The sequence below is a fragment of the Escherichia sp. MOD1-EC6162 genome, assembly GCF_002965125.1.
GTDB lineage: Bacteria > Pseudomonadota > Gammaproteobacteria > Enterobacterales > Enterobacteriaceae > Escherichia > Escherichia marmotae.
In genome coordinates, this window is sequence record NZ_PTSB01000014.1 from 18,760 (window position 1) to 38,922 (window position 20,163).

17 protein-coding genes are annotated in these 20,163 nt (G+C 51.6%); 5 read left to right on the forward strand and 12 right to left on the reverse strand.

Annotation, left to right across the window (positions count from 1 at the left end; all coding sequences use genetic code 11):
* Nucleotides 1-134: 134 nt before the first annotated feature.
* The 6 genes from glcA to glcD all read right to left on the reverse strand — a co-directional run bounded on the left by glcA (nucleotide 135) and on the right by glcD (nucleotide 8,559).
* On the reverse strand, nucleotides 135-1,817 hold the full coding sequence (gene glcA, locus A9587_RS13215; RefSeq protein ID WP_000259271.1) for a glycolate permease GlcA: 1,683 nt from the start codon (nucleotides 1,815-1,817) through the stop codon (nucleotides 135-137).
* 354 nt (nucleotides 1,818-2,171) lie between these two features.
* The gene (glcB, locus tag A9587_RS13220; protein WP_105263497.1) at nucleotides 2,172-4,343 is read right to left on the reverse strand and encodes a malate synthase G; all 2,172 of its coding nucleotides are present in this window, start codon (nucleotides 4,341-4,343) and stop codon (nucleotides 2,172-2,174) included.
* A 21-nt stretch (nucleotides 4,344-4,364) separates the two neighbouring features.
* Nucleotides 4,365-4,769 (reverse strand): GlcG family protein, encoded by a 405-nt coding sequence (locus tag A9587_RS13225; RefSeq protein ID WP_000853256.1) that lies wholly within the window; start codon nucleotides 4,767-4,769, stop codon nucleotides 4,365-4,367.
* Between the two features lie 4 nt (nucleotides 4,770-4,773).
* Nucleotides 4,774-5,997 carry a glycolate oxidase subunit GlcF gene (gene glcF, locus A9587_RS13230; RefSeq protein ID WP_105263498.1) on the reverse strand — a complete coding sequence of 408 codons (1,224 nt, stop codon included), beginning with the start codon at nucleotides 5,995-5,997 and terminating at the stop codon, nucleotides 4,774-4,776.
* A 10-nt stretch (nucleotides 5,998-6,007) separates the two neighbouring features.
* Entirely contained in the window at nucleotides 6,008-7,060 is a 1,053-nt protein-coding gene (glcE, locus tag A9587_RS13235; RefSeq protein ID WP_000943105.1) for a glycolate oxidase subunit GlcE, read from the reverse strand.
* Nucleotides 7,060-8,559, reverse strand: a complete 1,500-nt coding sequence (gene glcD, locus A9587_RS13240) for a glycolate oxidase subunit GlcD (RefSeq protein ID WP_105263499.1) — start codon at nucleotides 8,557-8,559, stop codon at nucleotides 7,060-7,062. The genes glcE and glcD overlap by 1 nt, the downstream gene beginning before the upstream one ends.
* Before the next feature lie 250 nt (nucleotides 8,560-8,809).
* Here glcD and glcC point away from each other — a divergent pair, with 250 nt between their 5' ends.
* Nucleotides 8,810-9,574, forward strand: a complete 765-nt coding sequence (glcC, locus tag A9587_RS13245) for a transcriptional regulator GlcC (RefSeq protein ID WP_001517090.1) — start codon at nucleotides 8,810-8,812, stop codon at nucleotides 9,572-9,574.
* A gap of 6 nt (nucleotides 9,575-9,580) precedes the next feature.
* Here glcC and yghO read toward each other — a convergent pair whose 3' ends face one another.
* On the reverse strand, nucleotides 9,581-10,723 hold the full coding sequence (gene yghO, locus A9587_RS13250; protein ID WP_001517091.1) for a protein YghO: 1,143 nt from the start codon (nucleotides 10,721-10,723) through the stop codon (nucleotides 9,581-9,583).
* A gap of 371 nt (nucleotides 10,724-11,094) precedes the next feature.
* Between yghO and A9587_RS13255 the strand changes: the two genes are divergently transcribed.
* From A9587_RS13255 to spt, 4 genes are read left to right on the forward strand one after another with little or no spacing between them, the layout of a single operon-like run.
* On the forward strand, nucleotides 11,095-12,816 hold the full coding sequence (locus tag A9587_RS13255; protein ID WP_001517092.1) for a fatty acyl-AMP ligase: 1,722 nt from the start codon (nucleotides 11,095-11,097) through the stop codon (nucleotides 12,814-12,816).
* Nucleotides 12,813-13,727 carry an NAD-dependent epimerase/dehydratase family protein gene (locus A9587_RS13260; protein ID WP_016249207.1) on the forward strand — a complete coding sequence of 305 codons (915 nt, stop codon included), beginning with the start codon at nucleotides 12,813-12,815 and terminating at the stop codon, nucleotides 13,725-13,727. Before A9587_RS13255 ends, A9587_RS13260 begins: the two co-directional genes overlap by 4 nt.
* A gap of 31 nt (nucleotides 13,728-13,758) precedes the next feature.
* Nucleotides 13,759-14,007 (forward strand): acyl carrier protein, encoded by a 249-nt coding sequence (locus tag A9587_RS13265; protein ID WP_000248105.1) that lies wholly within the window; start codon nucleotides 13,759-13,761, stop codon nucleotides 14,005-14,007.
* Entirely contained in the window at nucleotides 14,007-15,179 is a 1,173-nt protein-coding gene (gene spt / locus A9587_RS13270) for a serine palmitoyltransferase (RefSeq protein WP_000524948.1), read from the forward strand. The genes A9587_RS13265 and spt overlap by 1 nt, the downstream gene beginning before the upstream one ends.
* Nucleotides 15,180-15,213: 34 nt before the next feature.
* On the opposite strand, the gene lptG is transcribed toward spt, so the two are convergent.
* The 5 genes from lptG to A9587_RS13295 are packed head-to-tail and all read right to left on the reverse strand — an operon-like array spanning nucleotide 15,214 to nucleotide 20,133.
* Nucleotides 15,214-16,293 (reverse strand): LPS export ABC transporter permease LptG, encoded by a 1,080-nt coding sequence (gene lptG, locus A9587_RS13275; protein WP_105263500.1) that lies wholly within the window; start codon nucleotides 16,291-16,293, stop codon nucleotides 15,214-15,216.
* The gene (gene lptF / locus A9587_RS13280; RefSeq protein WP_000779618.1) at nucleotides 16,290-17,360 is read right to left on the reverse strand and encodes an LPS export ABC transporter permease LptF; all 1,071 of its coding nucleotides are present in this window, start codon (nucleotides 17,358-17,360) and stop codon (nucleotides 16,290-16,292) included. The genes lptG and lptF overlap by 4 nt, the downstream gene beginning before the upstream one ends.
* Nucleotides 17,361-17,390: 30 nt before the next feature.
* Nucleotides 17,391-17,948 (reverse strand): YtfJ family protein, encoded by a 558-nt coding sequence (locus A9587_RS13285; protein WP_000952663.1) that lies wholly within the window; start codon nucleotides 17,946-17,948, stop codon nucleotides 17,391-17,393.
* Nucleotides 17,949-17,959: 11 nt separating this feature from the next.
* A complete protein-coding gene (locus tag A9587_RS13290; protein ID WP_038354416.1) occupies nucleotides 17,960-18,784 on the reverse strand; it encodes a hypothetical protein in 825 nt (274 codons plus the stop codon).
* Complete coding sequence (locus A9587_RS13295) at nucleotides 18,784-20,133, reverse strand: lipopolysaccharide biosynthesis protein (RefSeq protein WP_000896902.1); 1,350 nt, start codon at nucleotides 20,131-20,133, stop codon at nucleotides 18,784-18,786. Before A9587_RS13295 ends, A9587_RS13290 begins: the two co-directional genes overlap by 1 nt.
* Nucleotides 20,134-20,163: the final 30 nt, after the last annotated feature.

A 20,163-nucleotide genomic window follows, 5' to 3' on the forward strand; every position in this document is an offset into this window, starting at 1 on the left:
TGGTTATCTAATCATCAAACATTATTGATCTGATGATAATAAATAGAGAAATAATCTTGCTATTGTTTAGCCGGAATAACGAAACAGATATGAAAAAAGCCGGATGATATTTACAGCCATCCGGCTCTATTGAATTACGAAACCAACATTCCGGTAAACACATATGCCTGCAGCAGCGTGATAATGCCAATAACGCTGGCAAAGATCAGACTGTGCTTCACGGTGTAACGGAACAATTCAGATTCTCTGCCCACCATGCCCGTCGCGGCGCAGGCCACGGCGATAGATTGCGGGGAGATCATCTTGCCGGTCACGCCGCCGCTGGTATTTGCTGCCACCAGCAGAGTGTCCGAGACGTTGATTTGCTGCGCGGTGGTTGATTGCAGTGAACCAAACAGGGCGTTCGAGGATGTGTCAGAGCCGGTAAGAAATACCCCCAGCCAACCAAGGAACGGCGAGAAGAACGGGAACATCACGCCAGTACCCGCCAGTACCAGCGCCAGCGTAGTGGACATGCCGGAATAGTTGGTCACGAAGGCAAATGCCAGCACCATGCCAATCGACAATATCGGCCACTTCAGGCTAATTAGCGTTTCTGCGAAAACGCCAATACCTTTCTTGATCCCGACACCAAGAATGAAGATAGAGATAATTGCCGCGATAAAAATCGCAGTTCCGCCAGCGGAGAGTGGATCAAATTTAAACACCGCATCCATTGGCGTCGGTTGGGCGACAATGGGTGCCGCTTTCAGTACCTGTTGATGCAAATGGGGGATCTGGAAGTTAATCACCAGCGAATAAAACGCGCCGCCCGGAGCGAATAACGCTTTAAACGGCTTCATGGTCCAGATGGTGACCAACACCGTTAAGATTAAAAACGGTGACCACGCACGAATGATTTGCCCAAGGCTGTATTCTGACGGTACTGGGCCGCCAGAAGACGGTTTATTCACCACCATCGCACCTGCGGATTGCCCCATGCTGATTGCCGTTTCGGTATTTTTCGGCCGCCAGACTTTGAGGAATAAAGAGAGTGAGACGATACTCACCAGCGCCGAAGTAATATCCGGCAGTTCCGGGCCAATGTAGTTAGAGGTAAAGAACTGGGTAACTGCGAAGCTACCACCCGCCACCAGCGCCGCTGGCCATGTCTCTTTCACCCCTTTCCAGCCGTCCATCATCGCCACCAGCCAGAACGGCACCAGTACCGACAGGAACGGCAACTGACGTCCCGCCATTGCGCCAATGTCGAACGGATCGATGCCAGTCACCTGACCGGCAACCAGAATAGGCACGCCCAACGCACCAAACGCCACCGGCGCGGTGTTGGCAATCAGACACAGCCCCGCCGCGTATAACGGTTTAAAGCCCAGTCCCACCAGCAGCGCGCCAGTAATCGCCACCGGCGCGCCAAAGCCCGCAGCTCCTTCTAACAGTGCGCCAAAAGAGAAGCCAATCAGCAACACCTGCAAACGTTGATCGTCGGTGATGGAGATAACCGAGCTGCGGATAATATCAAACTGGCCGCTGGCAACGGTTAATTTATAGAGGAATACCGCCGCGACAATAATCCAGGCGATTGGCCATAAACCATAAATAAAACCATATCCCGCAGCAGCAAATGCCATATCAATCGGCATTTTAAAGGCGAATATCGCAATCAATATCGATAATATAAGGGTTATTGCTCCGGCGACATGCCCTTTCAGACGTAATATCGCAAGCGCAACGAAGAAGAATATTATCGGGATCAGGGCAACCAGAGCGGATAGCCCCAGCCCTCCCATCGGCATATACATTTGGGTCCAGGTAACCATATTGTTCAGTCTCTTATTATCTTTATATGCTTGATATGCTTAAGGTTGTAATAAGCAAAAGAGGACTGAACTGTAAAATATAGGCGTTATACTTTACAGCAACAGCACGCCGCTAACGCAATTGCTACCTCAGGCATAACAAGTATATCGGGTAAGGGGTTCTGTTCCGCACCCGCAGGCGCAGAGTATCGTTAAGATGTCCATATTGTTGTTTTAACCCGCTAATGATGCGCTACGGGTATTTAATTTTATTAAACCCTGATAATCGCTCCGGTTATTTCCGGGATAAATGTACTACCGCAGTAACTATAATAGCCCCAGCGGTAAAACTTGCCGGGGCTTTTGCTATTGCTATTAATGACTTTCTTTTTCGCGTAAACGCCAGGCATGTAATAACGGTTCGGTATAACCGTTTGGCTGTTTCACACCGAGGAAGATTAAATCGCTGGCGGCTTTAAACGCACACGAGTTAGCAAAATTCCCCACCATCGGACGATACGCCGGATCGCCAGCGTTTTGCTGATCAACCACTTTCGCCATATTCTCCAGCGACGCCTGCACCTGTTCTTTGGTCAGAATACCGTGACGTAACCAGTTGGCGATATGTTGGCTGGAGATGCGCAGCGTTGCACGGTCTTCCATCAGCGCCACGTTGTGGATATCCGGCACTTTTGAACAACCAATCCCCTGCTCTACCCAACGCACCACATAACCCAGAATCCCCTGCACGTTGTTATCCAGCTCTTGTTGGATCTCTTGTGCCGACCAGTTTGCGTTTTCAGCAACCGGAATGGTCAGCAGATCGTCCAGCAGAGGCTCAAATTCTGCATTGAACTCTGTGTTGGCAATGTTGGCTTGCACGCTCTGTACGTTGGTTTGGTGATAGTGCAACGCATGCAACGTGGCTGCGGTCGGTGACGGAACCCAGGCCGTGTTCGCCCCGGCACGTAACTGATCGCCCTTTTGGCTGTACATGTCTGCCATCAGATCTGGCATTGCCCACATCCCTTTACCGATTTGCGCTTTACCGCGCAGCCCACAAAACAGGCCGGAAAGCACGTTATTGCGCTCGTAGGCTTTGATCCACGGTGTCGATTTCATCTGGTTTTTACGCAACATCGGGCCCGCTTCCATCACCGAATGCATCTCATCACCAGTACGGTCGAGGAAGCCAGTGTTGATGAACGCCACGCGGTTGCGTGCCTGCGCGATACAACTACGCAAGTTCAGCGAGGTCCGGCGTTCTTCATCCATAATGCCCATTTTCAGGGTATTTGGTTCCATACCAAGCATGGTCTCAACGCGGGTAAACAGTTTGTTGGCAAACGCCACTTCCTGCGGACCGTGCATTTTCGGTTTCACAATATAGACGCTGCCAGTACGCGAGTTTTTCTGCACTTTTAAGTCGTAGAGGGCAATCGCGCCTGTCATGACGCCATCAAGAATACCTTCCGGAATTTCATTGCCTTCGCTGTCCCAAATTACGGGGATAGTCATCAAATGCCCCACGTTGCGGATAAACAGCAGCGAGCGCCCGTGCAAAGAAATTTCAGAACCATCGGCGGCAGTGTACTGACGATCGTCATTCAGTTTACGCACGATTTGCCGACCGTTTTTCTCCATTTTCTCTTGCAGAGTGCCCTGCATCAGCCCCAACAGATTGCGGTACAGCAGGATTTTATCTTCAGCATCAACCGCAGCGACCGAGTCTTCACAATCGAGAATGGTACTGATGGCGGCTTCGACGATAACGTCGTTGATATGCGCCGGATCGTCTTTGCCAATCCGTCCGTTGGCATCGATTTGCAGTTCGATATGCAGACCGTTATTTTTCAGCAAAATGCAGGTCGGTGCAGCAGCATCGCCACGGTAGCCGACAAACTGCGCCGGGGTACGTAACGTGGTTTCTGAGCCATTTTTCAACAGAATACGTAATTGTTTGTCGACCACCTTAAACGCCGCCACATCCTGATAGCTGCCGTTTTCCAGCGGTAGTGATTCATCGAGGAAGCAGCGAACCCAGGCGATAACCTGCGCACCACGCTGCGGATCGTAGCCGCTGACCATCGCCCCTTCCTGCGGGATGATGTCGCTGCCGTATAGCGCATCGTACAGTGAACCCCAGCGAGCGTTCGCCGCATTCAACGCGTAGCGGGCGTTCATTGCCGGAACCACCAGTTGCGGCCCCGCCTGGCTGGTGATTTCGCTGTCGATGCCGGTGGTTTCCACCGTCACATGGCCCGGCTGCGGCACCAGGTAGCCCAGTTCACGCAGGAAAGATTTATAGGCTGCTTTATCTTTTACCGGCCCCGGATTGCTGCGATGCCATTCGTCGAGCGCCGCCTGAATGCGATCGCGCTCTGCCAGTAACTGACGATTCTCTGGCGACAGATCGTGAACAATATCATCAAAATTGTGCCAGAACGCCGCAGAGTCCAGCCCTGTTCCGGGTAAAACTTCTTCATCAACAAAACGTTTAAAGTTGGCGTCAATGCGTAAACGGCCCTGGGTTATGGTTTCACTCATTGTTAATCTCCTCGTTTTCGCTTATTTCGCCAATACCGCTGCTGCCGCTTTCGCGACCTGCGCATCCTGTGCCCCGGTTAAACCAGACACACCCACAGCGCCAATAATCTGCCCATCAACAACAACCGGTACGCCGCCTTCCAGCGACGTCAGTAACGGTGCCGTCACAAACGCCGTACGTCCGTTGTTCACCATCTCTTCATAGCCCTTAGTTTCGCGGCGCCCCAGCGCGGCGGTACGCGCTTTCTCCTGGGAGATGTAGGCCGCAATCGGCGCGCAATCATCCATACGACTTAACGCCAGCAGATGACCGCCGTCATCGGCAACAGCAATGGAAACGGACCAGTTATTTTTCTGCGCCTCTTCCTGACCTGCGGCAATAATTGCACTCGCCATTTGCTGGCTAAGAATGACTTTAGTTTTCATTTTGTTATTCCTTTTCAAGGGCTTGTTCTACAATTTCAATCCAGTGACGCACAGAGGTACGACCGGCGCTCGCCAGATGCGTCTGGCAACCAATGTTGGCGGTAACGATCATTTCCGGTTTGCCGCTTTCCAGCGCATTCATTTTGTTATCCCGCAACTGGCGCGCCAGATCGGGATGCGTTAACGCATAAGTTCCCGCCGAACCGCAGCACAGATGGCTGTCGGGAACGTCGGTTAAGGTAAATCCCAGCCGCAGTAACACTTTTTCTACTTCGCCATTCAGTTTTTGCGCATGTTGCAGGGTACACGGACAGTGGAAGGCCAGTTTTTTATCGCCGCGAATCGCCAGCTTTTCCAGCGGCTCCTCACGCAAAAGCTCGACTAAATCAACCGCCAGTTCGCTGACCTGACGCGCTTTATCGGCATACAACGCATCGTTTTTCAGCATCTGCCCATACTCTTTGACGAACGCCCCACAGCCGCTGGCAGTCTGCAAAATTGCCTCTGCGCCTGCTTCAATCGCCGGCCACCAGGCATCAATATTATTTCGCGCGCGCGCTAACCCTTTCTCTTGCGCATTAAGATGATAGTCCACCGCGCCACAACAGCCTGCTTCGTTAGCTGGCATGACGCTGATCCCCAGACGATCCAGCACCCGCGCGGTTGCCGCGTTGGTGTTGGGCGAAAGCGTAGGCTGGACGCAACCTTCCAGCATTAAAACCCGACGCTTATGACGCAACGGCGGACGCGGTTTGGCTTTCACGATCCCGGCGGGGAGTTTTGCTCTAATCTGCTCTGGCAAAAACGGTCGTAGCACCAGGCCTACTTGCGTCAGCGCACGGAAGACCGCCGGACGCGGCACTACCTGACGCAGCCCTTCGCGTAGCATTCGATCCGGCAGTGGACGTTTCACTTTTTGCTCGACGATATCACGCCCGATATCCAACAGAGTGTGATAGCGCACACCAGAAGGACAGGTGGTTTCACAGTTGCGGCACGTGAGACAGCGATCGAGATGCTCCTGCGTTTTAAGTGTAACTTCGTTACCTTCCAGCACCTGTTTAATCAGATAGATGCGCCCACGCGGCCCGTCCAGTTCATCACCCTGGAGCTGATAGGTCGGGCAGGTTGCGGTACAAAATCCGCAGTGCACACAGGCGCGCAGAATGCTGTCAGCTTCCAGCGCCCGCGTATTCTGGCGCATCTCTTCGGTTAACCGGGTTTGCATAGTCTGCTCCTTAAAGTTCCGCGTACATGCGACCGGGGTTAAACACACCGCAAGGGTCGAGCTGCTGTTTAAGCTGCTGGTGATAGCGGAATAAAGGGGCAGGCAACGGAGCAAAACTGCCATCACCTGGACTAAAGCGAGTTGCGTGGCCGCCAGCGTTGCGGGCGATACGGTGGATTTGATTGTCATCGGCTGTCGATTTCAGCCAGCGTAACGCGCCCCCCCAGTCGATCAGTTGCTCGCCGGGTAAATCCATCATCGGTGCATCGGTGGGTAATGAAATGCGCCACAAAGTCCCTGGTAACGAGAAGAATGGTAGTTGTTGTTCACGCAATTGCTGCCAGAACTGACCCGCAACCTCTTCGCCCCCCAGCAGTTCACGCGCCGCTTTTACCGAGCCTTCACCGCCTTCAAGGCGGAGCCACAAGCCGTTGTCGAAGTAACATAAACCGCTAATGGGTAATGGCTGGAGTTGCCACTGGGCGATTTCGTTCATGGCTTCTTGCAGGCTGATTTCCCGACGCAGGCTGATAGTGGCGCGCGGTCGAGGCAACACTTTCATTGAGATTTCAGTAAGTACGCCAAGACAGCCATAGCTTCCGGCCATTAGCCGTGAGAGATCGTATCCGGCAACGTTTTTCATCACTTCGCCACCAAAACGCAGATGTTTTCCACTGCCGGTAATAATGCGCGTACCAAGGACAAAATCGCGTACCGAACCGCTCCACGGTCGACGCGGCCCCGCCAGACCGCAAGCGACCATGCCGCCCCAGGTGGCTTCTTCACCATAATACGGTGGCTCGCAGGGCAGCATTTGCCCCGCACTTTCCAGCGCCGCTTCAATCGCCATCAGCGGCGTTCCGGCACGAGCGGTGATCACCAACTCGGTCGGGTCGTAATTCACAATGCCGCGATGACAACGCACATCCAGCGTTTGCCCGGTGACAGGGCGACCTAAAAAGGCTTTGCTATTGCTTCCCTGAATCACCAGCGGCGTTTTATTACTAATCGCCTGATTCACCTGTTCCAGCAGCGCCTGGCTGTAATCACACTCACGTAGCATCAGAAACGCTCCAGTTCAGGGAAAGGTAAATGACCGTGGTGCACGTGCATGGCACCAAATTCAGCGCAGCGGTGTAGCGTGGGAATGTTTTTTCCAGGGTTCAGCAAACCATCGGGGTCAAATGCCGCCTTGACCGCATGGAAGGTCGTGATTTCATCGCTGTTGAACTGGGCGCACATTTGATTGATTTTTTCGCGCCCAATGCCATGCTCCCCACTGATGCTGCCGCCCACGTCCACGCAGAGTTCGAGGATCTTCCCACCCAGCGCTTCCGCGCGGGCAAATTCGCCGGGTTCATTGGCATCGAAAAGGATTAACGGGTGCATGTTACCGTCTCCGGCATGAAAGACGTTGGCGACGCGTAAATCATATTGCTGCGATAAACGAGCAATGCCTTCCAGTACGCCAGGCAGCGCGCGGCGTGGGATGGTGCCGTCCATGCAGTAGTAATCGGGAGAGATGCGCCCCACCGCCGGAAAGGCGTTTTTACGACCGGCCCAGAAACGCACACGCTCCGCTTCGTCCTGCGCCAGACGGACGTCAGTCGCGCCCGCTTTCCGTAAGATGTCGTTAACCCGTTCACAATCTTCCTGTACGTCAGACTCCACGCCGTCCAGCTCGCACAATAAAATCGCTTCGGCATCAACGGGATAACCGGCATGAATAAAATCTTCTGCCGCGCGAATCGACAGGTTATCCATCATCTCCAGCCCACCAGGGATAATGCCATTGGCGATGATGTCACCGACGGCGAGTCCGGCTTTTTCTACCGAGTCAAAGCTGGCTAACAGAACCCGTGCCACGGGGGGCTTCGGCAGCAGTTTTACCGTCACTTCGGTGGTCACGCCGAGCATACCTTCTGATCCAGTAAACAGCGCCAGCAGGTCAAAACCCGGCGAATCCAGCGCATCCGATCCCAGTGTCAGCGTCTCTCCGTCCAGCGTTTGCACTTCAATTTTCAGCAGGTTATGTACGGTAAGCCCATATTTCAGACAGTGAACGCCACCGGCATTTTCCGCCACATTGCCGCCAATGGAACAGGCGATTTGTGAAGAAGGGTCCGGCGCGTAATAGAGATTATGCGGCGCTACGGCCTGGGAGATAGCCAGATTACGCACGCCCGGTTGCACGCGCGCACGGCGACCGACGGGGTTTATATCGAGGATCTCTTTAAAGCGCGCCATCACTAACAACACGCCTTTTTCCAGCGGCAACGCGCCGCCAGAAAGCCCGGTGCCCGCGCCACGAGTCACCACCGGCACACGCAGACGGTGGCAGACAGCCAGAATCGCCGCCACCTGTTCTATCTGCTTAGGCAGAACAACCAGTAATGGACGCGTGCGATACGCGCTCAACCCGTCACACTCGTAAGGAGTGATCTCCTCATCGGTATGCAGGATCTCGAGTCCGGGGACATGCTCACGCAGTGCCATCAGTACCGATGTTTGGTCGACATCGGGTAAAGCGCCATCAAGACGCTCTTCGTACAAGATGCTCATGAGTAGGGTTCGCTTTGTTGTGTTGTGTGGTAGCTGATTTTTGCGTGCTGCTTCTGTGAACAGTTATTAAGCGGGCTTTTTGTTTTCGTCTATCTCTTTAGTTACCGGTCAGACCATTTTTTTTCCAGCTCTGTGACCACGCATAGGTTAATTCAATGTTAAATTGATGTAACATAATCACTTGCATGATGTGCGTGTTTCGCGAATTAAGAACAGAAAAATTGGTCCTACCTGTGCACGAGGTCCGGGAATGAAAGATGAACGTCGCCCTATTTGCGAAGTGGTTGCAGAGAGTATCGAACGGTTAATTATCGACGGTGTGTTGAAGGTCGGGCAGCCGCTTCCCTCGGAACGTCGACTGTGCGAAAAGCTCGGCTTCTCGCGTTCCGCACTGCGTGAAGGGCTGACGGTGCTGCGCGGGCGCGGGATTATTGAAACGGCGCAGGGGCGCGATTCTCGGGTCGCGCGACTTAATCGGGTACAGGACACCAGTCCGCTGATCCATCTGTTCAGCACGCAGCCGCGAACACTGTATGATCTGCTCGACGTCCGGGCATTACTGGAAGGCGAATCAGCAAGGTTGGCGGCAACGCTGGGAACCCAGGCTGATTTTGTATTGATAACTCGCTGTTATGAAAAAATGCTCGCCGCCAGTGAGAACAACAAAGAGATTTCACTGATCGAACATGCGCAGTTGGATCACGCTTTCCACCTCGCTATTTGTCAGGCTTCCCACAATCAGGTGCTGGTTTTCACTCTGCAATCATTGACCGATCTGATGTTTAATTCGGTGTTTGCCAGCGTGAATAATCTCTACCATCGCCCCCAGCAAAAAAAGCAGATCGATCGCCAACATGCGCGGATCTATAACGCGGTTTTGCAACGACTGCCGCATGTGGCCCAGCGCGCGGCCCGCGATCATGTGATGACCGTGAAAAAGAATCTCCACAATATCGAACTGGAAGGTCACCACTTGATTCGCTCGGCGGTGCCGCTGGAGATGAGCCAGAGTTAGCGGGTGTTAAATCTGCTTTTCATACACACGGTAACGCTTATATGGCTGTGCGCCAATACGTTCCAGCATGTTATTCATGCCCGTATTGGTTTCGAGGATCCATGACATCTCCAGCGCGTCGATCTTCCTGCGGGTAAAGGGATCGCGTAATGCTTCAATCAGCAACAGCGCGATTACCGGTCCGATACGACTAAACTGATATTCGTCGCGCACACCCATTAGCGGCACTCGCGCAGTGCGCATACCACTGACTTTTAAGCGCCACAGCAATTTTGCCCAGCCGAGGGGAAAGAGCGATCCATTCAGATCAGCAATCGCCTCGTTGATGTTCGGTAAGCCGACAACAAACGCGCAGGGTGCAGAGTCTATCTCAGCAATGTAGATCATATCGTCCGGCACCAGGTATTTAAGCTGATCGCCCATGATGGCAAATTCGCGTTCGGTAAACGGCACAAAGCCCCAGTTGTGCTGCCAGCCAGAGTTGAAAATCTCACGCAGGATCTGCATCTCTTCAGCAAACCGCTGGCGATTGATGCAGCGAATGGTCACCTTTTTGCGTACCTGATCCATCAGTTTTTTTAGCGCCGGAGAGAAAGTGAGATCGGTTCGCTGCATCCACCACGCCAGTAAATCAATGCCTTTCTGATAGCCCAATTGCTCGAGATGCGCGGCATACCACGGTTTGCCGTGCGGCATCATCGCGCAGGGCGGCGTATCAAACCCTTCAATCAGTAACCCACTCTCCTGATTGATATTCAGGCTGAAGGGGCCAGTGATGTTGCGTGCCCCTTGTGACTTCAGCCACCCTTCCGCTGCGTCAAATAAGGCCGCAAATACCTGTGGATCATCAATGGCGTCAATCATGCCAAAATGCCCCGTATCTTCGCCGTATCGCTCGCGGTGCAAGGTATCGATTTGCGCCGTAATGCGCCCGACTATCTGCCCCTCTTTTTTTGCCACCCACGCCTGCCAGATAATATGGTCCGTTCCCGGATTCTTTTGTGACAGATGCTCACTGCGTTCAATGCATAAAGGGGGGATCCAGTTTGAATCATTGGAATAAAGTGACGACGGAAAAGCGATAAATGCCTTTAAGTCATTTTTATTTATTACTTTTTCAATTTTAATCATCAGCAGATCGCATTCCATATTTACGTGGATAACAAATAATTAACGGTGAAAAACAGGCTGCAACTGCAACGAACGGCACCTTCATAATCCACCCAATGAATACAAACGAAGATAAAATAATATTTATTAATAATTACGGTAAAACCAGAGCCTGCGTAAGACGGTTAATAATGCCTTTTATAGACTTAATGCGACCAGACAAGGCATTACTTAATACATTCATAAATTAAATATCATTCACAATAAGAAACAAAAAAACAGAACTTATTATTTTAATCAATGTTCAATATCGCACCAATGAAAATACTATCTCATTTATCTTTTATGCATATATAATCCACCGCATTATTGTCATTTTATTTTTGATATCCAATTTTCTTGTGGTGTATATGTCCAATAAAATCTTTACGCATTCCCTGCCTATGCGCTATGCCGATTTTCCAACGCTGGTTGATGCTTTGGACTATGCCGCTCTGGGTAACGCCGGAATGAATTTTTATGACAGGCGTAGCCAGCTTGAAGATGAACTGGAATATCACACTTTAAAAGCACGTGCGGAAACAGGAGCCAGGCGACTGTTATCGCTAAACCTGAAAAAAGGCGATCGCGTGGCGCTGATTGCGGAAACCAGTAGCGGGTTTGTCGAAGCGTTTTTTGCCTGCCAGTATGCCGGATTAGTCGCTGTCCCACTGGCGATTCCGATGGGCGTCGGTCAGCGGGATTCATGGAGCACAAAACTGCAAGGGTTGCTGGCAAGCTGCCAGCCTGCGGCGATTATCACTGGTGATGAGTGGTTGCCGCTGGTCAATGCCGCGACGCAGGGCAAACCCGAGTTACATGTTTTGAGCCACGCCTGGTTTAAAACCTTGCCAGAAGCCGATGTTACGCTCCCGTTGCCAGTGCCAGACGATATCGCCTATCTGCAGTACACCTCCGGCAGCACCCGTTTTCCCCGTGGCGTCATCATCACTCATCGCGAAGTGATGGCCAATCTACGTGCCATCAGCCACGATGGCATTAAATTACGCCCAGGCGATCGCTGTGTCTCCTGGCTACCTTTCTACCATGATATGGGGCTGGTCGGTTTTCTTCTGACACCTGTCGCCACGCAGCTTTCAGTGGATTATTTGCGCACCCAGGATTTTGCCATGCGCCCACTGCAATGGCTTAAATTGATCAGCAAAAATCGCGGCACCGTCTCCGTTGCGCCACCATTTGGCTATGAATTGTGCCAGCGCCGCGTGAATGAAAGAGATCTCGCTGAACTGGATCTCTCCTGCTGGCGCGTCGCCGGTATTGGCGCAGAGCCTATCTCCGCCGAACAACTCCATCAATTTGCTGAATGTTTCCGTCCAGTTAACTTTGACGATAAAACGTTTATGCCGTGCTACGGACTGGCAGAGAACGCGCTGGCTGTCAGCTTTTCCGATGAAGCCTCTGGGGTTGTGGTTAACGACGTGGATCGCGACATCCTCGAATATCAGGGGAAAGCCGTTACGCCGGGTGTTGAGACACGTGCCGTATCAACTTTCGTCAACTGCGGTAAAGCGTTGCCGGAACATGGCATTGAAATCCGTAATGACGCGGGGATACCGGTAGCGGAACGTGTGGTGGGCCATATTTGCATCTCTGGCCCCAGCCTGATGAGTGGCTACTTTGGCGACATGGCTTCACAAAACGAGATTGCCGCGACGGGTTGGTTAGATACTGGCGATCTCGGTTATCTGCTGGACGGTTATCTGTATGTCACCGGGCGCATTAAAGATCTGATTATTATTCGTGGCCGCAATATCTGGCCGCAGGATATTGAATATATTGCGGAACAGGAACCGGAAATTCACTCTGGCGATGCCATTGCTTTTGTTACCGCCCAGGAAAATATTATTTTGCAGATCCAGTGCCGGATCAGCGACGAAAAGCGCCGCACGCAGCTTATCCACACGCTGGCGGCGCGGATACAAAGCGAATTTGGCGTAACTGCGGCTATCGACCTGTTACCGCCCCACAGTATTCCCCGCACCTCTTCCGGCAAGCCCGCCCGCGCAGAAGCGAAAAAACGTTATCAGAAGGCCGTTGCCGCTAATCCTCATGTTCAGGGATCTCTCGTATGAATCAAACTGTCGCGGTGACGGGCGCTACCGGGTTTATCGGGAAATATATTATCGATAACCTGCTCGCCCGCGGCTTTCACGTTCGCGCTTTGACGCGTACTACCCGCGCTCACGTTAGCGATAATCTCATCTGGGTGCGCGGTTCGCTGGAAGATACGCATTCGCTTAGCGAACTGGTTGCCAGCGCCAGCGCGGTGGTCCATTGCGCCGGGCAAGTGCGCGGACACAAAGAAGATATCTTTACCCGTTGTAACGTCGACGGCAGCCTGCGCCTGATGCAGGCGGCAAAAGAGAGCGGCTGCTGCCAACGTTTCCTGTTTATCTCTTCACTGGCGGCGCGTCATCCCGAACTCTCCTGGTATGCAAAATCTAAATTCGTAGCCGAACAACGACTGGCAGCAATGGCTGGCGAAATCACGCTGGGCGTTTTTCGTCCAACTGCAGTGTATGGCCCCGGCGATAAAGAGCTAAAACCGCTGTTTGACTGGATGCTGCGCGGACTTCTGCCACGTACTGGCGCACCAGATACGCAGCTCTCTTTTCTGCACGTCACCGATTTCGCCCAGGCTGTGGGTCAGTGGTTAAGCGCCGATTCCGTACAGACGCAAACGTATGAATTATGCGATGGCATCGCCGGAGGTTATGACTGGCGACGTGTCCAACAGCTTGCTGCTGTAGCCCGTTGTGGTTCTGTGCGGATGGTCGGTATTCCTCTGCCGTTACTCACCTGCCTTGCGGATATCAGTACCGCGTTGAGTCGCCTCGCAGATAAAGAACCCATGCTGACCCGCTCGAAAATCCGTGAATTAACCCATGCCGACTGGTCGGCAAGTAATAAATGTATTTCTGAAGATATTAATTGGTTTCCCGGGGTTAGCCTGGAACACGCATTACGCAACGGGCTATTTTGATTGTCTTGTTTAAAGGTGTGTTAACGTTTCTATGGTAAATCGTGAAATAGTAATGGATTACATCCTTTCCTGTTTACAGGAGTTGGTCGAAAACGGTGTGGAAATTAAGCCCGACAGCGATCTCGTCAACGATCTCGGCCTGGAGTCGATCAAAGTGATGGATCTCTTAATGATGCTGGAAGACAGATTCGATATTTCCATTCCTATTAATATTCTGCTGGATGTCAAAACCCCTGCGCAATTAATGGAAACTCTACTTCCATGGCTGGAGAATAAATAATGGGGCTTTATGATAAATATGCGCGCCTTGCTGGTGAGCGGCTGCAATTTAGTGATAACGGTTTAACGCCGTTTGGCACCTGTATTGATGAAGTGTATTCCGCCACCGAAGGCCGTATCGGCAATAAAAAAGTGATTCTGGCCGGGACCAATAATTATCTCGGATTAACCTTCAATCATGATGCCATTGCGGAAGGTCAGGCGGCGTTAGCGACCCAAGGCACCGGCACCACCGGTTCTCGTATGGCTAATGGCAGTTATGCGCCGCATCTGGCATTAGAGAAAGAAATTGCAGAGTTCTTCAATCGCCCTACCGCTATCGTTTTTTCAACCGGTTATACCGCGAATTTAGGTGTCATCAGCGCACTTGCCGACCATAACGCCGTGGTATTGCTCGATGCCGACAGCCACGCCAGTATTTATGACGCCTGTTCTCTCGGCGGTGCGGAAATTATTCGTTTCCGCCATAACGACGCCAACGATCTGGAGCGTCGCATGGTTCGCCTCGGTGAACGGGCAAAAGAGGCGATTATCATCGTTGAGGGCATCTACAGTATGCTCGGTGATGTGGCACCGCTGGCAGAAATCGTTGATATCAAACGTCGCCTCGGTGGTTATTTGATTGTCGATGAAGCGCATTCGTTTGGCGTATTAGGCGCAACGGGCCGCGGACTGGTTGAAGCCGTTGGCGTTGAAGACGATGTGGATATTATCGTCGGCACCTTCAGTAAAAGCCTGGCCTCCATTGGCGGTTTTGCCGTGGGTTCGGAAGCGATGGAAGTGCTGCGCTACGGCAGCCGCCCGTATATTTTTACCGCCTCTCCTTCCCCTTCCTGCATTGCGACCGTGCGCTCGTCGTTAAAAACCATTGCCACACAACCAGAGCTGCGGCAAAAGCTGATGGATAACGCCAACCATCTGTATGACGGGCTACAAAAGTTGGGTTATGAGTTAAGCTCGCATATCAGCCCGGTAGTGCCGGTGATAATCGGTTCGAAAGAGGAAGGGTTACGTATCTGGCGCGAGCTTATCTCGCTGGGCGTTTATGTGAATCTTATCCTGCCGCCTGCCGCACCTGCGGGTATTACGCTGCTGCGCTGTAGCGTTAACGCCGCTCACAGCCGCGAGCAAATCGATACCATCATTCAGGCATTTGCTACCCTGAAGTCGTAATATTGGCCCGCCGTGGTGTTACGCCACGGCTGGATTAATGTTGCCTGTCATACCAATACACCAGAATCAACGCGACCAACACAAACGCTACCGGTAAACCGAGCGCGGTAACGGGCGCGCTCAACGCAAATAGCAATCCCAGATTGACCATGATTTGATAGCTGATCCAGGTAAGCAAGCCAACGATGACGCCTACAGCAAGACGGCTGCCCATCCCCGGCGAGCGCGGAGTGCTAAAGGTAAAGGGTACAGCCAGTAAAATCATCGCCAGAGTTAAGATGGGTTGCCCCAGCTTTTCCCACAGTGCAAGGCGGTATTCGCTGCCCGGTTGTCCGGTTTCCTGCAAATAATGGATGTAATGGTTGAGTTGACGGACAGAAAAAGTATTCCCCGGCATCGATAACTCTTCGAGATTCATACTGGTGAATGCCGATTGCCAGGCAAGATTGGCTAATGCTTCCTGCGTTTCTTTACCGTTAAGCCATTTTTTGTGATTCACGCCGTGCAGGATCCACGTTTTGTCGTTTTCAATGGTGGCACTGCGTGCATAAATGTAGGATTCGAGCGAGAGATCGTCGCGGTAATGAAATATCTCCACGCCCACAGGCTGACCCAGTTCGTTCAGCGATTTCACCGTCACAAATTCATTGCCGCGCCTGGCCCACAGCATATTGCCGGTAATATCATCCTCATCTCCCAACGCTACCGCGGTAGATTTAATTTGCAGTGCCTGTTGCTGCAATGGCGACGCAACCCACTCATCAATCACGCCTAACGAAACAGTCCACAGTATTCCGGCGACCAGCGCCACCAGTGCAATACGGAAAATAGAAAAACCCGTGCTACGAATGGCGGTAAGTTCGCTGTTTTTCGATAGTTGTCCCAGGCCGACAATCCCACCCAATAACGCGATAAATGGTGCAAGCTCGACCAGTGTGCGCGGTAAGGTCATCAGTACCACCAGCACCGCCTGAGTCCAGCGATAACCACCAGGGCTGACATCATCCAGTTCGTTAATCAGGTTGAAGGTGGTAAAAAGCGGCAACAGTAGCCCGGCCGCGGCAGCAAAACCGAGGAAGAGATGGCGGATTAAATAGCGACTGAAAACATTCATCGGGAAAATTTCTGCAGCAAAGAGAAGTCGCGAGCAACCAGCATCAACAGACCTATTAGCATGAGTCCGGGCACTAACCACAAACCAGGAATGAGGGGAATCGCGCCGTTAGCTACCAGGGTGCGGCAGACGTCGCCGCCATAAAAAATGGCAATAAACAGTAATGTCAGTGGCAGTAACGTAGAAAATCGCCCCTGCCGCGGTTTTACCCGGCTTAAAGAAATAGCCAGCAGTGCCATCAACAACGCCGTCAGGCCACGGCTTTGTCGCCATTGCAGCTCGGCATGATCGGCAGGAAAGACAGAGTGTGCCAGTTCCGTGACCGATTTCGCTTTGCGTTTGACGTTAGGGCTTTGATCCAGCGGATTCAGATGTAATTGCAGATTACGGTAAAGCTGTTCGTTGTCGTCACGGCCCTGATGATCGAGAAGATAGGCAGTTCCGTTATGCAACATAACGGTAGGTTTCTCGGGTGATGGGTCGACCACATCGACCGAACGGGCGCGGAAAATACGTGTTCGATTGGCGGTAGAAGTATAAATCAGCGCATCGGTCAGGCGGTTATTATCTTGATCAACCGTCTGAGAGAGGATCATTCGTCCGTTATCGTTAGTGTTAAATTTCTTTGCCCGCAACTGGCGAACATCCAGCTCCGACTGCGACTGTTGCTCCAGTTGATAAATCTGCGCATAAGCCCACGGCCTGCCATACATCGACAACAGAGTGACAAAAATACTTAGCGGTATCGCCAGGTAAAGAACGGCTTTGTACAAACGCGCCGGACTGCCTCCCGCCGCAGAGATAGCGGTAATTTCTGAATCGGTATACATCTGCCCAAGCGTCACGCCAACCGACACATACAGGCCAACCGGTAATAACATCTCCAGTGCAATCAGCACCTTGTAGAAAACGATATCCAGTACAACATCAAGCGCTAAGGTTCCATTTGCCGCTTCGGTCAGATAACGCTGTGCGGAGTAGCTGGCAAAAATAAAGATCAGAAAACCGATGATAATCAGCACCAGACGGCGCGTACCACGCATGATGTAGTGCTCAACCAACTTCATCTCACTAACGCCCTCAATCCTTTGAATTTTTTATTCATTGATCAGCTTATGTGCCAACGCAATAACATGATCTACTTCTTCCGGCACCAGGCTACCGTCCTTTGCCCACTGGATTTGCCCGTATTTATTCAGCACCAGAATGGTTGAACTCTGCTCCGGCAGTTGCCAGGCAAGACGTCCCAGACCATTGGCGTCAATAACAAATTGCGCCCACGGATAGCGGCGTTTATTTTTTTCAATTTTACCTGCCACGAAATAACCGGTGCCAAAGATGGCATCATCGGTGTTCACTATGGTGGTGGGCTGAAAACGATCCTGAGGGAAATTTGCTATTTCTACTGCTTTGATTAGCAATGAGTTCTTTTTCTTTGCCGACTTTCGCCCGGCAATATACTGGATAATACGAACTTTTCCCGCCAGTTGCGTGCTATTCCACTTTTGGTAGTGAATCTCTTCGTTATTAAGCAGCAACTCACCGCCTTCCTGGATATAAACAGGGGGAACCGGTTTTCCTGTGACGAAATTGTGTGCCTGCGCACCAGGTAATAAGAGCATGATAATCAGTGCGACAATCAAACGAGATAACATCATTACCCCGGTTATAGCGGAAAACGCGAAATCAGCAGTTCTAAACGCTGACGAATATCGCTATCGAGTGCCACTGGTGCATCATACGACTGGCGATTTTCCATATCGTCCGCCACCATGTCGTCGTGCTTATCTCCCATCAGGCCATTAATGGCTGCGAGAAAGCGGGAAATCTGCAACGCCTCTTTATTTTCAGGATCAAGCGATCTTAACGTGTCGTAATAAGAAACCTGCTGGCTGATGATTTTTCGCACATCATGAAATTCCCTGCCTGTAAGCTGTGGTTTGGCAACAATCTCCTTCAGAATGTGCATTTGCTTCTGGCGATAAGCGATAAAGCCGTTCACGCTTTCTAACTGGCTATGGCGTAATAAATAACTCACCAGCCACCATACAAGAGGGCTTAAATAAATACGTAACAAGTTTCCGTAATACGACACGATATTTTTCTTACCGTTACGAAAACCGTCCTGAAAACGCCCAAGAAAAACCGTCGTTTTGCCGAATAAGAATCCCGCCCGGTGTTTTTTTAAATACAACCGTTGGGCAAAACGTAAATGCTTGTAGCGCGCCCGCATGTATTTAAACTGTTTGCGCTCGTCAGACGTAAGCTCCTCACCTTTGGACTGTTTGCGGATTAAATGCAGTAACTCCTGACGATTAACACCATTCAGCCAGAATTGCAGACATAACGCATAGTTATCCTGAATGATTTCAGCAGTACAACGCAAAGCAATTGTCGATGGTAAACTGACCCACTCATCAATAACATCATCTTCCTCAACCGCAATAAATAAACGCTCGCTCGCCTCAAGCGGGAAATATTTTCTCATCATCAGGATTTCTCTCCGGCTGCGTTATAACGCAATGAATGGCGCTGAAAAAACGCCTTTAAGGTCGGAATTAATGAGAGCGCCACATCCAGACATTGACCGCCGAAATAGGCAAACGCCGCCCCCAGCACGCCAAACAGATGGCAGAACATGAACAGCAACACGATGTAGCCGATTGAAGCGATGGTTTGCGCCACGAGAAAAGCGCGTTGTTTCCCCGCCATCAGCAGCAATGATTCCTGCGGGAAACCCAGCATCGAAATAACAATCGCGCCCAACATGACCTGAATCAGGTCATATGCTTCGAGATATTTAACGCCAAATACCAGCGAAATAAGTGGTTTACCAACGATCAACACCGCAAGCGCAACCAGAATGCCGATCCCGCCCGCCAGCAAGCCGGACTTCACGCCTAACAACCACGGTCTGGTGGTTCGAGGATCTAAACGCATCACTTCAGGGTAAAAGCTCTTACCCAGCAAACTGGCGGGCGTTCCGGCAGCGTCAAAGAATGTCATAGCGATTTTAAATAATCCGGCGGCCGCTGGCCCTAACACGATCCCCACCAGCACCGTGCTGCACGAGTTACGCGCCGACCAGATGGAGTGAGCAATGTTGGTTGACCAGACAAAACTCCACGCGCCTTTAATGTGTCTGGCAGACTCAAACAGATTTAATTTGAAGGCGTTATGGATATTTCTACGACGCAGTTCACGCGCAGCAAACCACCAGTACATCGTGCCACCAACCAGATTCGAGGCGTACCAGGCGATCACGAAGCCCGCAAAACCAAAGTCAAAATACCAGGCAATGACGCTTCCCGCCGCACGCAGAAAAGGTTTCGTCGCCTGCTGCACCGCGATTAAGTCGAAGCGATCCACTGCGCGCAAAATGCCGGTCGGCGTGGAGGAAGCCATTGAGGGGATAAGCGTGCAATAGAGCGCCGCCAGCCAAAAACTTTGCTCATCCAGACCTAACGAGTGAGAAAGAAATGGCAGCAAGGCAATGCCGCCGACAATCGCCACCGCACCACTGACGATATCCAGCGAAAAGGAAAAAGAGACAACATTGCGAAATTGTTGGGGATTATTATTGGTTAAGGCTGGCGTGCCATACTGCACTACCAACTGCCATGTCTGAAACTTAATAAAATCACTGATCGACTTGGCATACGATTGCACAATCACCAGTACGCCAAACATGGCTGGCGTCATCCCTTTCCCTGCGCATGAAAGCGCCAGTAAACCCAGCAAAGCGCTCACGACATTGCTGGAGCCTAACCAGGCGCTATTGCGAATAATGGTGCGAAATGCGCCATCTGCAAACCAATGTTTGATGTTAAAACCCGCCAATTCAGCCAGACCTTATCGTTGAAAATGAAA

What these genes read in the sequence shown, in the direction of transcription:
- glcA (WP_000259271.1), bottom strand. Translation starts at nt 1,817, where the DNA reads ATGGTTACCTGGACCCAAATGTATATGCCGATGGGAGGGCTGGGGCTA.
- glcB (WP_105263497.1), bottom strand. Translation starts at nt 4,343, where the DNA reads ATGAGTGAAACCATAACCCAGGGCCGTTTACGCATTGACGCCAACTTT.
- A9587_RS13225 (WP_000853256.1), bottom strand. Translation starts at nt 4,769, where the DNA reads ATGAAAACTAAAGTCATTCTTAGCCAGCAAATGGCGAGTGCAATTATT.
- glcF (WP_105263498.1), bottom strand. Translation starts at nt 5,997, where the DNA reads ATGCAAACCCGGTTAACCGAAGAGATGCGCCAGAATACGCGGGCGCTG.
- glcE (WP_000943105.1), bottom strand. Translation starts at nt 7,060, where the DNA reads ATGCTACGTGAGTGTGATTACAGCCAGGCGCTGCTGGAACAGGTGAAT.
- glcD (WP_105263499.1), bottom strand. Translation starts at nt 8,559, where the DNA reads ATGAGCATCTTGTACGAAGAGCGTCTTGATGGCGCTTTACCCGATGTC.
- glcC (WP_001517090.1), top strand. Translation starts at nt 8,810, where the DNA reads ATGAAAGATGAACGTCGCCCTATTTGCGAAGTGGTTGCAGAGAGTATC.
- yghO (WP_001517091.1), bottom strand. Translation starts at nt 10,723, where the DNA reads ATGGAATGCGATCTGCTGATGATTAAAATTGAAAAAGTAATAAATAAA.
- A9587_RS13255 (WP_001517092.1), top strand. Translation starts at nt 11,095, where the DNA reads ATGTCCAATAAAATCTTTACGCATTCCCTGCCTATGCGCTATGCCGAT.
- A9587_RS13260 (WP_016249207.1), top strand. Translation starts at nt 12,813, where the DNA reads ATGAATCAAACTGTCGCGGTGACGGGCGCTACCGGGTTTATCGGGAAA.
- A9587_RS13265 (WP_000248105.1), top strand. Translation starts at nt 13,759, where the DNA reads ATGGTAAATCGTGAAATAGTAATGGATTACATCCTTTCCTGTTTACAG.
- spt (WP_000524948.1), top strand. Translation starts at nt 14,007, where the DNA reads ATGGGGCTTTATGATAAATATGCGCGCCTTGCTGGTGAGCGGCTGCAA.
- lptG (WP_105263500.1), bottom strand. Translation starts at nt 16,293, where the DNA reads ATGAATGTTTTCAGTCGCTATTTAATCCGCCATCTCTTCCTCGGTTTT.
- lptF (WP_000779618.1), bottom strand. Translation starts at nt 17,360, where the DNA reads ATGAAGTTGGTTGAGCACTACATCATGCGTGGTACGCGCCGTCTGGTG.
- A9587_RS13285 (WP_000952663.1), bottom strand. Translation starts at nt 17,948, where the DNA reads ATGTTATCTCGTTTGATTGTCGCACTGATTATCATGCTCTTATTACCT.
- A9587_RS13290 (WP_038354416.1), bottom strand. Translation starts at nt 18,784, where the DNA reads ATGATGAGAAAATATTTCCCGCTTGAGGCGAGCGAGCGTTTATTTATT.